Raw genomic sequence first — 12,844 nt, forward strand, 5'->3', positions numbered from 1 at the left:
GAATTTTTATTCACTACAAAAACAGGATTAACTTATGACAGATCCAAATTACCTTTCTAAAAAGGAAAAGTATTTTAATAATGCGGCTGCCGCTAAAACAACGGGAATGAAATTTACAAGTGTCAGCGGCGAGGATGTAAAAGTACTTTATACACCTGATGATATAACTCATTTGAATTATTTAGAGGAGATGAACTTCCCGGGGGAGTATCCTTATACAAGAGGAATCCATCCAAATGGTTATCGCGGAAAAATTTGGACGATGCGGCAATTTGCCGGGTTCGGATCGCCGGAGGATACTAATGAGCGATTTCATTATTTGCTCAAGAATGGTCAAACAGGATTATCTGTTGCTTTCGATTTACCTACTTTGATGGGATGGGATGCCGATGCAGAGTTGAGCGCTGGAGAAGTTGGTATTTGCGGTGTTGCTGTTTCTTCATTGCAGGACATGGAAATTCTTTTTGATAAAATACCACTTGATAAAGTCTCCACTTCAATGACAATCAATTCTCCGGCAGCAATGATTTTTGCGTTTTATCTTGCTGTGGCGCAAAAGCAGGGGGTTGATTTAAAAAGTTTACGAGGTACTTTGCAGAATGATATTTTAAAGGAGTATATCGCTCAAAAAGAATTTATTTACCCACCCCATCCTTCTATGCGCATTATTGTAGATATGATTGAATACTGCAAGAACGAAGTTCCGCAATGGAACCCTGTGTCTGTCAGCGGATATCATATACGTGAAGCCGGATCAACTGCTGTTCAGGAATTGGCTTATACACTTGCTGATGGCTTCGCTTACATCGAAGCGTGCATCGAACGGGGAATGGATGTTGACGAATTCGCACCTCGTATTTCATTTTTCTTTAATTCACATCTTGATTTTTTCGAAGAGATAGCTAAATACAGAGCTGCACGAAAAATTTATGCTAAAAGAATGAAAGAAAAATATGGTGCGAAAAATCCAAGAAGCTGGTGGTTAAGATTTCATACTCAAACTGCCGGCTGCACATTAACAGCACAGCAGCCTGAAAACAACATCGTGCGCACAGCGTTTCAGGCGCTTGCCGGCGTCCTTGGCGGTACGCAATCACTTCATACAAATTCGATGGATGAGACTCTTGCCCTTCCGAGCGAGAAGGCTGTTAAAATAGCATTACGTACTCAGCAGTTAATTGCTTATGAAACAGGTGTGATCAACACAGTTGATCCACTTGGCGGAAGCTATTATGTTGAAGCGTTGACTGATAAAATGGTGAAAGGCGCTAATGAGATTTTTGAGCAAATAGATTCTCTGGGTGGGGTTATTCCCGCAATTGAAACCGGGTATTTTCAAAAAGAAATTGCAGATGCAGCGTATCGTTACCAAAAAGAAGTTGAAAGGAAAGAAAAGTATATTGTAGGTGTAAATGAATTTATTGAAACGAACGAAAAAGTTGATATACCTATTCTAACCATCTCCCCCGAAGTGCAGAAGAGACAAATTCAAAGATTATCCGAATTAAAACAAAGTAGAAATCAGCAGATGGTAATTGATTGTCTAAATGAAATAAACCAGGCAGCTATTGATGGTAAAAACCTAATGCCTGTTTTTGTGAAAGCTGCCCATAATTATATTACACTTGGTGAAATGGTGAGCGAACTTAAAACAGTATTCGGTACTTATGAGGAAGTCTCGGTATTTTGATGATCAGAACAGTTTCCCAATTACTAAGAATTACACAATGGATTAAAAACTTATTCGTTTTTATTCCCTTGTTGTTTTCGCTTCATCTGTTTCATCAAAATTATTTTCTTACAGTATTGTTTGCTTTTATTGTGTTCTGTTTTGCTTCAAGTATAGTTTATATTATTAATGATGTCGTAGATCGGGAAGCTGATAGTCAGCATCCTGTAAAAAAAAATCGCCCTATTCCATCCGGGAAAATTTCAATAAAAGCTGCATTATCAATCGCGGCAATATTAGTGAGTATAATAATAATTATGCTCTATTTCCTTCCGGTAATGTTTATTTATTCGATCGCCGGTTTTTTATCTCTGAATCTTTTTTATACATTTATTTTTAAGCACATAGTCTTGCTTGATATTTTCAGTATTGCTGCAGGTTTTTCAATCAGAGTGATAGCTGGAGCCTATGTTATCAATGTTGAAGTATCCAACTGGCTGTTACTAACAACGATGTTCATCTCACTTTTTCTTGCGGTGATGAAAAGGTATTCGGAGTTAAATCTGCAAAATTCTGAAGCCGGAAAATCGCGCAAGGTACTTTCACAATATTCACTTGAGTTTACATCGCAACTCTCGACTGTAGCAGCCGCAGCAGTTATTATATGTTACGCACTTTATACAGTTTCCACACGTACAGTTTCAGTTTTCGGGACTGAAAATCTCATTTATACTACACCCTTTGTTGTATTTGGAATTTTTAGGTATATGTTTCTGGTATATATGAATCACGAAGGCGAGAACACTTCCAAAATAATGATCACTGATTTGCAGATGATAGTAACAGTAATTCTATATATCACAACCATTGTTCTTATTGTTTACTAAAATTATTTATAAAGCATGATAAGCGAGTTATCCTTACTGATTATTTTGATTTTATTGAGCGGATTTTTTTCCTCAACAGAACTTGCATTCATTGTGAGTAATAAATTGAAGTTGGAAATTAAAGCCCGGAAGAAAAACATCGCAGCTATTAACGCAGTATTTTTCAATAATCATTCACAAAATTTTTATTCAACTATTTTATTGGGTAATAACGTTGTTGGAATTGCCTTTGCATCGCTCAGCACAATATTTTTTTCATCTGCTTTCGGTTGGGACGATTGGACTATATTAATTGTATCCACTTTAACTTTACTGTTATTTGGTGAACTATTGCCAAAATATTTTGCCCGTGAAATTCCTGATAGATTTGTATTAATATCTTCAAGTCCGTTAAGAATATTTTACATCATTTTTTCTCCGTTTATTAAAACTCTTAGCGCATTTTCATCGCTGCTATTCAAATCCTCTGAAGTAAAATCCGGTAATATCAATTACATCTTTGATAAGGAAGACATCGAATTATTAGTCAAAGAAAGTGAGGCGGCAGGAATGGTTGAGAAAAAAGAAAGTGATTTCATTAGCAGGGTATTCGATTTAGGCGAGCAAAAAGTGTATGAAGCTATGCGCCCGAGAACTGAGATTGTCGGTATTGAAATTTCACAGGGGATAGATGAAGTGCTCGATATTTTCATCCAATCAGGTTACTCTAAACTTCCGGTTTTTGAAGATAATCTGGACAACATAAAGGGAGTGGTTTATGCCTACGATTTATTTAGTAAGCCTTCAAACCTTCAAAGCATCATTCGCAATATTGAATTTGTACCGGAAACTAAAAAAAGTTTTGACTTACTTAAAGAGTTTCTCTCGCGGAGATTTTCCATTGCCATAGTCATTGACGAATTTGGAGGCACTGCAGGATTGGTCACTATGGAAGATATTCTTGAAGAAGTATTTGGTGAAATTGAAGATGAATACGATACAACTGAGGATATTTGCAGAAAAATTTCTGCCGACTCATTTTTAATAAGCGGAAAAGTTGAGGTAGATTATTTTAATGAAAAATATGGCGAGATTTTTCCTATTGGCGATTATGAAACTGTTGCCGGCTTTATAATATCTCGAATTGGAAAAATCCCGATACAAGGCGAGACGATTATTATTGACGGACTTCATTTCCTTATTGCCCGATCAACAAATTCAAAGATTGATTTAATTAAACTTACTCTTCCGGGTGACTACATTATTAAAAATGAATAAACACACTCATGATATAATCCTTTTCGATGGTATTTGTAACTTTTGTAATTTTTGGGTAAACCAATTATTGAAGTTCGATAAAAAATTCATTTTTAAATTTGCCGCTTTGCAATCAACTGCCGGTAAAAGAATTATTACAACAACATCTACAAACCGAAATTGATTTCGACTCATTCATTTTAATTAGCAACAACAAATTATTCAAGAAGTCAACCGCTGCATTATTAATTGCCAGAAAACTGGGAGGAGCTTTTATTTTGTTTTATCTTTTGATTTTTCTTCCACTTTCATTTCGGGATTTTGTATATGAAATTATTGCTTCGAATCGCTATAAAATCTTTGGCAAAAAAGATTCCTGCCGCGTCCCATCAGCCAAGGATCGTGAAAGATTTCTGAACTGATTTTAGGATTGTTTGCTTGCGAGTTAAATGATCTTGCACTTAAATTTAAATGTAATTAATTAAAACTTTTTGATAAGAATTGAAATTCGAATTACTAAAAAAAAATTCGGCATCTAAGGCACGGGCAGCAAGAATAACGACTGAGCATGGCATCATTGAAACTCCAATATTCATGCCTGTTGGTACGCAGGGAACAGTCAAAGCAGTAAACCAAAAACTTCTTCTCGAAGATATTAAAGCTCAAATTGTTTTATCGAATACATATCATCTATATTTAAGACCAGGAACTGAAACACTTAATCAGGCTGGCGGTTTGCACAAATTTATGAATTGGGAAAAACCAATTTTAACCGACAGCGGTGGTTACCAGGTATTCAGCCTTTCTGAATTAAGAAAACTGAAAGCTGACGGAGTTGAATTTCGTTCTCACCTCGATGGTTCGAAGCATTTCTTTACTCCCGAGAAAGTGATTGAAATTCAGCGAATCATCGGATCGGATATTATGATGTCTCTTGATGAATGCACTCCATTTCCGTGCGATTATGATTATGCAGTCAATTCAACTAAACTGACATCAGAATGGGCAGTGTTAAATAAACTTGCTTTTGAAAATTCGAATTCACTTTATGGGTTTGATCAGAATTTATTCGGTATTATTCAAGGGAGTGTTTATAAAGATTTACGTGAAAAATCTGCTGCGGATTTATTGAAATTAGATTTTGATGGTTATGCAATCGGCGGACTTGCTGTTGGTGAACCGACTGAAACAATGTATGATTTAGTTAACTTTACAACTGATTTTATGCCGGAAAATAAACCCCGATATTTAATGGGTGTTGGTCGTCCCGAGAATATTCTCGAAGCAATTGATCGCGGAGTTGATATGTTCGATTGTGTAATGCCGACACGAAATGCGAGAAATGCGAATTTGTTTACATCAAACGGCACTCTTTCAATGAGAAATGCAAAATATAAAAATGATTTTTCAGTCATTGATGAAAATTGTGATTGTTACACTTGTTGTAATTTTACAAAAGCCTATTTGAGACATCTTTTTATTGCTGGGGAGATTCTTGCTTTAGAACTTGCTTCGATACACAATTTGCATTTCTATCTTTGGTTAGTTGCAGAAGCAAGAAAACATATTCTTGACGAATCGTTTGGCAAATGGAAATCAGAAATTTTAAATAACATAACTTCAAATAATAAAATTACTCTGGAGGAATAACTTGAGTATAATATTAGCAATGGCTCCGCAAGGCGGAGATGGTGGTGGCAGTTTAATAAGCACCCTGATAATGTTCGGTGCTATCTTTCTTATTTTTTATTTTATGATAATCAGACCGCAGCAAAAGCGTGCTAAGGAAAGAGAAAAAATGCTGAGTGCAATGGACAAAGGGGATAAAGTAGTCACAAGCGGTGGTTTACATGGTACAATCGCGGGACTTGATGATAAAACTGTTTTACTGCAAGTAGCTGACAATGTCAAAATGAAATTTGAACGCTCAGCGATAGCTTCGATAGTTTACAAAGAAAGATTCACTTGCATAATAATCAGATAATCTTTATGTATCTTCTCATGTTTAAATTAACAAAGAATAGATATTTAGAAATCCAAATTAGAACTTAGTTAAGGGGTGTATTTCTACATCCCTTCACTGATTAAAATGGGGAAGTCAAAAAGTAGATTATCCTTCTAATGATCAGTCAATAAATATGAGCCGTAACATGAAAAGCATTTTTATCCTATTCATAACATTCATTATTGCATTCAGCATCTCAGCGCAGACTAACAAAGTTTTTCTGATCACTATTGATGAAGAAATTGACATCGGATTAGTGCCTTATGTCACCCGTGTGATTCACGAAGCCGAGATTTCAAATGCCTCAGCGATCATTGTCAAAATTAATACTTTCGGCGGGAGGGTGGATGCCGCTACTCAGATAAAAGATGCATTATTGAAAAGTAAGATAATAACAATAGCATTTATTAATAATCGCGCTATATCTGCCGGTTCATTAATTGCGCTTTCGTGTAATAAGATCATTATGGCACCTGGCGGATCAATTGGTGCTGCTACTGTTGTTGATCAGATGGGTGAAAAGCAAAGTGAAAAATACCAATCATACATGCGTTCTGAAATGAGATCCACTGCAGAAAAAAATGGAAGAAGAACAGATATTGCACAAGGAATGGTAGATGAAAGAATTATTATTCCCGGCTTGGTTGATTCAACTCAATTAGTTACTCTTACAACCGAAGAAGCGATTAAATATGGGATTGCTGATATTGAATCTTCCGATTTAAAGGAAGGACTTCAAAAACTCGGCTTCGAAAATTTTGAAGTGGTAAACAATGAATCTAACTGGGCAGAAAATGTTGTTAAGTTTCTGAATAATTCATTGGTCTCTTCAATCCTGATAATGATTGGAATATTTGGTTTGATTGCCGAGGTCAAAACCCCGGGATGGGGTGTACCCGGTACTGCTGGAGTAATTGCTTTAGCATTGTTTTTTGGTTCATCATATATACTTCAATTAGCTTCGACATTAGATATTATCTTATTCATAATTGGACTTATTCTGCTCGCAGCAGAAATATTTGTTATCCCGGGTTTTGGAGTTGCGGGAATTGGAGGAATACTTCTAATACTTATTTCATTATTTTTGTCACTCACTCCATCCGGTCCATTTTTTAATTTTGAAAGCATTTCATTAGCATTTGTTCAATTGGCAGGAGCTTTGGCTGCGGCGTTCATTTTAATTTTGGTTCTCGCGAAATTCCTGCCCAAATCCAGATCATTCAGCAAGTTAATACTTGATGAATCAGAAAAAAGCGAGAAAGGATTTGTTTCTTATCCATCAGAGAAAAATTTAATAGGAGCCGAAGGCGTTGCTTTAACTACATTACGACCAGCCGGCACAGCAGAAATAAACGGGAAACGCGTTGATGTTATGACTGATTCGGAATATGTTCAGCAGGGAAGCAGAATAGTTGTTGAGAGGGTTGAAGGTATTAAAGTAGTGGTCAAAAAGATCAGTTGATCAGAGCGACTAAATAAAATGCTATCACTCTTCGTTTAGGATCATTCATAATTAATTCTTGTCTAAAGAAAACCCCGATTCAATTTGTGGTTTATCGGAATTGGTTTTACTAAGATAAATTGTGTTGAAGATACTGATTATAAAATAGACTAATGCTAACCATGAATGATAATCGAAATCTCTATCCATAGAAGTCGCATAGAGCCAAAACAAACTTAGACAAGCAAATATTGCGTTCAGTATAATCATTATAAACCTCCGAAGGTTTTTTGTATTATTATTTTCAAACTGGTTTATCACCATTTTTGATAAAATTTATCAATCAAAACTTTCTAATGAAACGAATCATTGGAAAAATTGCTTGAAATCTATTTAATTATTTTAATATGACACTAATTTGAAGTAAAAATATAGTAATCCTTTCAAGTAAACAATAAGAAAATTTATCAAACATTATCAGACAAATTCCTATTTATTTTCGGGTTGGGTTAGCAGGTTTTATTTAGTTCAACTATGTTCACCGGCAACTAATAGTAAATCATGCCCCGCTGGTTCACCGGAGGTAGTAATCGAATAGTTAGACATTGTTACCGAGAGTTCAAGCGCGAAGGATTTTGGAAGACTTATGTAGTATATAACCCCTTTGTCCATACTTTTTTCCTGCGATAATAGTAAAGCCATTCCATCAGGGGAAGATGATCTTCGATATAGCATTTCAAATTCTCTTTTGAGTTGAGCTTCTTTATTATTTAAAATTTCTTTCTGCGAAAAACGAATTCTGTACCATCTCTTTTCCATATAGTCTATCTCCGGTAAATTTATAATAATTTGTTCGTTCAACTAATTAATTATCGTTTATTTAACGCAATATTATCTATCAGTCAAATGCTGATTCTTTTTAAATATTCATTATGGCGAAATCTTTAATAACCGGACTAATATAGTTCTTTTGAAAGTGAGATTTTGGCGAGGACTGATATAAAGTTTTTAAATTGTAAAAATGATTTATGGAAGTATTCTTCCAGAATTTTCAATATTTACTTTGATGAATATACTGGAACTATTTCATCAATATTAATTTTTTCGATTCAAAAAAATTATCAGTCGTAAGTGTGAATAAATAAATTCCACTCGCTAAACCGGTCGCATCAAATAATGTTTTATAAGTCCCTTTGCTCCTGGGAGAATCTACTAGCGTGGTTACTTCACGTCCTAAGATATCAAAAACTGTTATTCGGACATTTCCATATTTTGATATCTGATACTCAATAGTAGTTGTTGAATTAAATGGATTAGGGTAAGCAGGAAATAAAAAATCGGATGGAATGGTTGGTTCATTATTCGTATCAGAAAGAGTTCCGCTGAACGCTTCGTTTAGGAAAGTTAAAATTTTCAATTTCATTTCCGGGGTTTGCCAGCCTTCGTCATCACCGTGCCCTAAGCCGGGGGTCAGTGAAAAATCCGAGTACATAAAATTTGCGTCCAGCGCAGAATCCATGTAGATACTTTCAAAAGGCGAGACACTGCAATCTTGATCACCATGTAAAATAAAAAATGGCGGATCTGATTTATCCAAATATGTAACAGGATCAATAGCTTTAACTTTTTCAGGGCACTCTTGAATAGGACAACCGATCAAAGCTGAAGGAGGAGAGTCGGCGTCATTAAAACTAAGGGGATCAGTGCATGTCGTTACATGGTAAATATCATTTCTAAGCATTTCTGTTGGTCCGAAAAGATCTAAAACAGCCATTACATTGCTTGTAAATTCTGCGTTTCCTTGCGTTAAATCTTCTAACGAATCTACCCCCATAGAGGTTCCAACGAGTGCTGCCAGGTGCCCACCAGAAGAAGTACCCATAACAGCAACTTTGCTTGTGTCAATATTAAAAGTAGAAGCATTTGCTTTGAGCCATCGAATAGCAGCTTTACAGTCCATTATTTGAGCAGGGAATAAAGCTTCTGTACTAAGGCGATAGTTAATTGAAGCAATTACAAAAGGATGATTTAAAAGAGTATCAATCCACTTTTTAGCCAAATTTTTGTCCCCACCACGCCACTGACCGCCATGAATGAAAACGATGAGTGGAACTTGCTCACTTAAAATATCCGGGACATACATATCAAGAAATTGGCTTGTATCGCCCAAACCTACATAGTCTAAATTCAAGATTTTTGTGTACTGAGCAAGACCCAAATTAGAGATAAACAACAATAGTATAATTACAAAATAATATTTATAAGACTTCATAGCGAAAAACTATTCATTAAATGGCGGATAAAATTTAGCAGATATGAGTGAGATTTACAATTGAGAAAAAATTACAACCAACTGCAGGAATTATTTAATAGTATTAATTTGGTTTCAGCCGTTAAATAAGACTGCCTTTATTTAATTGAATAAAGGCAGTCTCCATCAAAATATAATTTTAGCTTAAAGAAGTTCAACGATATTAGTTGTTGTTACTGTCTCGTTTCTAATTGCTTTCTGAATTCCTTTAGGACCAGGCATTTGCATGGAATAGTTCAATTCCATTTTAGTATTAGTTCTTGATTTTTGGACGCATCCTTTTTCGAGGTTAAAATAAATTTTGCCGTTAGCCCACGTTGCCGGTTTTTGAAATTCATAATTGATATTTCCTTCAGTTAATTTTGTATCACCGGTAATTTCAGTTTCAAGCGAACCATCAATCTCAGCAAGTTTATCTGAATCATACATTCCAATATTTTTTAATGCATATTTAGTTTTGTAACCAACTGAAAAACTAAAAGCTGATTTTTTCTTGCGAAAATTCCCATGTAGAATCCTTCGCAACTTTTGCAGCAGGTAATTCTCTCATCATTTGCATTAGTAATGGTTTAAGAAGTCCTGAAGTTATACTTTCTTTAATAGTTAATTTATTCTCCGCCGTTAGTGAATCGCCATAGCCGGCTTTATCAATTAGTGTTGTTGCAATTTTATCCACACGGAAAATTTCAAGTATCTCCCCCTTGTTTGAAAGACGAACACCAAATGGATTATTCAACAAAGCTTCGTACTGAGCGATGTCCTTTTCAATTGTGCTGTCTTTTGTGATTCCGGATTCGTAATAAATTGTATCACCGTTCAAGTCAGCATCTATTTTAAAAGAATGAATATTACAACTTATTTCCATAACACTGTCGGTCTCAACTTTATCAACTGTCAGATCAACTAAATAGTTTAATGTCTGTTTCATATAGTTGTTGATTGTGGTATCGCCGGAAATTAATTGTTTGTTCGAAGAAATTGTAGTGACACGATATTTATAAGTCTCACCTTTTTGGAAATTGTATCTTATGTTAAAAGAATTGGTTTCGTTAACGGGTGTGATTTTTATATCGCTGCTATCGAATGCAAATTTATTTTTATCATCAACCGGTTTATTGCCAGTGCCTTCGCCGCAACCGATAATAAATAAAAATGTCAGAGATAGTATCGCTAAAAAATATTTAATCATTTTATCCTCTTGAGTTTAAAAATAAAAACCTGCCGAATCGGGTTTGATAGATCAAAAATTACAGCAGGTTAAAAGTTGTCAAATAGTATTGTTTAAAAGTTCATTGCGAGAAAAGAAATGCGCAATTTCTTTTTCAGCATTATCATCGCTATCGGAACCGTGCACGGCATTAAAAGCAATTGATGCGGCAAACAGCTTCCTGATTGTTCCTTCATCTGCTTTGGCGGGATCGGTGGCGCCAATAAGTTTTCTGTATGCCTCCACTGCATTGTCGCGTTGAAGTGCGAGCGGTACGCAAGGACCGGAAGTCATATATTCGATCAGTTCGCCATAAAATTTTTTATCTTTATGAATTTCATAAAACCCGCCGGCGGAATCTTTTGACAATCGAGTCATTTTCATCGCTAAGATTTTAAAGCCGGCTTTCTGAATCATTGTAATTATTTCTCCAATGTGTCCATCTTTTACTGCATCAGGTTTTATGATTGCTAAAGTTCTGTTACCCAAAATTATCTCCTTAATAAAATTTAAATTTATTTTTTCTTAACTGTTTTCTTTATTGTCTTTTTGATTATTGTTTTCAGATTCTTTGGTGATGATTTTTTTGTTGTCTTAACATTTTTTGTAACCACTGATTTTTTTGTTTTTAATTTATCCAAAACTTTCAGCATTGTTATACCAATATCGGCGGGGCTATCAACTACGGCGATGCCTGCTTTTTTCATTGCGAGCATTTTTTCGGCGGCGGTTCCTTTTCCTCCGGAAATAATTGCACCTGCGTGCCCCATCCTTCTTCCGGCGGGAGCTGTTTTACCGGCAATAAATCCGACTACAGGTTTTTTAACTTTCTTTTTGATGAAGTCGGCAGCTTCTTCTTCAGCGTTGCCGCCTATTTCACCAATCATTACGATTCCTTTTGTATCGGGGTCATCATTGAATAATCTGATGATGTCAATAAATCTTGAACCAATAATCGGGTCGCCGCCGATTCCAACGCAAGTTGTTTGACCCAAGCCAACATCGGTTAGCTGCTTTACTGCTTCATAGGTTAAAGTGCCGCTGCGGGAAACGAGTCCGATGTTACCTTTTTTGTGAATGAAGCCGGGCATTATTCCAACTTTGGCTTTGCCGGGTGAAATTACTCCCGGGCAATTAGGACCCACGAGAATGACTCCTTTATTTATTATTGAGTTGTAAACTTTTGTCATATCGGCAATGGGGATTCCTTCGGTGATGCAGATGATTACTTTGATTCCCGAGTTTGCAGCTTCTAAAATTGCATCTGAGGCAAAAGCAGGGGGTACAAAAATTACGGATGTATTTGCTTTTTGAATTTTGACTGCTTCGGTGACTGTGTTAAAGATGGGAACGCCGTTGAATTCAGTGCCGCCTTTACCGGGGGTGACGCCTGCAACTACTTTGGTTCCGTATTCAATCATTTGGGTTGTGTGAAATGAGCCTTCGCTGCCGGTTATTCCCTGAACGACGAGGCGTGTTTTGTTATCTATAAGAATTGCCATGAATTTCCTTTAAATATAAAAATTTTGAAAGTAAAAATAAGCAAAATCTTTGAAAGTATTAGGCTTTTCGGGTTCGCTTCGGTCTGATTCAACTCTTTAGTTGATGAAGATTACGATTATGGGAAAAGCTACAGGGTGGAAGTTGCAGGATTTATGACGGCAGGAGGAAGTTTTAACTATGAAGTTGGGATTATTATTGCAGGCACACTTTTATTTTTTCACTCGATCCACTTTATATCGCCTTACCAACCTAACAACATCAAAAAAATAAGATTTTGAGCACTCTACACGACCTTGGAAGACGACTACGCTAAACCGGTAAATGTCGCCGCGGATTTTGTAGATGCCTACGTACGTTTGGTAGATGTCTCCCTGAGTTGCGTTAATGTCGCCGCAAGTTGCGGGCATATTGCCGAAGGTTTGGGAGACGTGTACGCCTCGTTTTTACACATCTACCGCCGATTGGTAGATGTGTACACGCGGACGGAAGACGTCTCCCGGGAAGCCGTAGAGACTCATAAAAAGAAGGAAGACCCCAACAAATTTAACGGTAGATGAATATTAGGCTAATTTCTTGAATACGAGG

13 protein-coding genes and 1 pseudogene are annotated in these 12,844 nt (G+C 36.1%); 7 read left to right on the forward strand and 7 right to left on the reverse strand.

The features are described from left to right. The first annotated feature begins 34 nt into the window (after positions 1–34). The 7 genes and pseudogenes from IPH11_17860 (at position 35) to IPH11_17890 (ending at position 7,259) form a co-directional block, all read left to right on the forward strand. Positions 35–1,690 carry a methylmalonyl-CoA mutase family protein gene (locus IPH11_17860; protein MBK6915435.1) on the forward strand — a complete coding sequence of 552 codons (1,656 nt, stop codon included), beginning with the start codon at positions 35–37 and terminating at the stop codon, positions 1,688–1,690. Next, positions 1,690–2,556, forward strand: coding sequence for a decaprenyl-phosphate phosphoribosyltransferase (locus IPH11_17865; protein ID MBK6915436.1), 867 nt, complete (start codon positions 1,690–1,692; stop codon positions 2,554–2,556). The genes IPH11_17860 and IPH11_17865 overlap by 1 nt, the downstream gene beginning before the upstream one ends. Positions 2,557–2,571: 15 nt before the next feature. Then, the gene (locus IPH11_17870; GenBank protein MBK6915437.1) at positions 2,572–3,813 is read left to right on the forward strand and encodes an HlyC/CorC family transporter; all 1,242 of its coding nucleotides are present in this window, start codon (positions 2,572–2,574) and stop codon (positions 3,811–3,813) included. Then, a pseudogene (locus IPH11_17875) lies at positions 3,806–4,214 on the forward strand (DUF393 domain-containing protein). The gene IPH11_17870 and the pseudogene IPH11_17875 overlap by 8 nt, the downstream one beginning before the upstream one ends. Positions 4,215–4,293: 79 nt before the next feature. Next, entirely contained in the window at positions 4,294–5,442 is a 1,149-nt protein-coding gene (gene tgt, locus IPH11_17880; protein MBK6915438.1) for a tRNA guanosine(34) transglycosylase Tgt, read from the forward strand. Positions 5,443–5,461: 19 nt separating this feature from the next. Then, positions 5,462–5,776, forward strand: a complete 315-nt coding sequence (gene yajC / locus IPH11_17885) for a preprotein translocase subunit YajC (GenBank protein ID MBK6915439.1) — start codon at positions 5,462–5,464, stop codon at positions 5,774–5,776. A gap of 166 nt (positions 5,777–5,942) precedes the next feature. Further along, complete coding sequence (locus IPH11_17890) at positions 5,943–7,259, forward strand: nodulation protein NfeD (protein ID MBK6915440.1); 1,317 nt, start codon at positions 5,943–5,945, stop codon at positions 7,257–7,259. 51 nt (positions 7,260–7,310) lie between these two features. Here IPH11_17890 and IPH11_17895 read toward each other — a convergent pair whose 3' ends face one another. The 7 genes from IPH11_17895 to sucD all read right to left on the reverse strand — a co-directional run bounded on the left by IPH11_17895 (position 7,311) and on the right by sucD (position 12,258). Further along, entirely contained in the window at positions 7,311–7,508 is a 198-nt protein-coding gene (locus IPH11_17895) for a hypothetical protein (GenBank protein ID MBK6915441.1), read from the reverse strand. Between the two features lie 258 nt (positions 7,509–7,766). Then, on the reverse strand, positions 7,767–8,099 hold the full coding sequence (locus IPH11_17900) for a hypothetical protein (GenBank protein ID MBK6915442.1): 333 nt from the start codon (positions 8,097–8,099) through the stop codon (positions 7,767–7,769). Between the two features lie 220 nt (positions 8,100–8,319). Further along, positions 8,320–9,510, reverse strand: coding sequence for an alpha/beta hydrolase fold domain-containing protein (locus IPH11_17905; GenBank protein ID MBK6915443.1), 1,191 nt, complete (start codon positions 9,508–9,510; stop codon positions 8,320–8,322). A 183-nt stretch (positions 9,511–9,693) separates the two neighbouring features. Next, a complete protein-coding gene (locus tag IPH11_17910) occupies positions 9,694–9,978 on the reverse strand; it encodes a hypothetical protein (protein ID MBK6915444.1) in 285 nt (94 codons plus the stop codon). Between the two features lie 46 nt (positions 9,979–10,024). Continuing rightward, complete coding sequence (locus IPH11_17915) at positions 10,025–10,738, reverse strand: hypothetical protein (protein MBK6915445.1); 714 nt, start codon at positions 10,736–10,738, stop codon at positions 10,025–10,027. Positions 10,739–10,816: 78 nt separating this feature from the next. Next, complete coding sequence (gene ndk, locus IPH11_17920; GenBank protein ID MBK6915446.1) at positions 10,817–11,248, reverse strand: nucleoside-diphosphate kinase; 432 nt, start codon at positions 11,246–11,248, stop codon at positions 10,817–10,819. A gap of 23 nt (positions 11,249–11,271) precedes the next feature. Next, the gene (sucD, locus tag IPH11_17925; GenBank protein MBK6915447.1) at positions 11,272–12,258 is read right to left on the reverse strand and encodes a succinate--CoA ligase subunit alpha; all 987 of its coding nucleotides are present in this window, start codon (positions 12,256–12,258) and stop codon (positions 11,272–11,274) included. Positions 12,259–12,844 lie beyond the last annotated feature (586 nt).

The sequence above is a fragment of the Ignavibacteriales bacterium genome, assembly GCA_016709155.1.
Lineage (GTDB): Bacteria > Bacteroidota > Ignavibacteria > Ignavibacteriales > Ignavibacteriaceae > JADJEI01.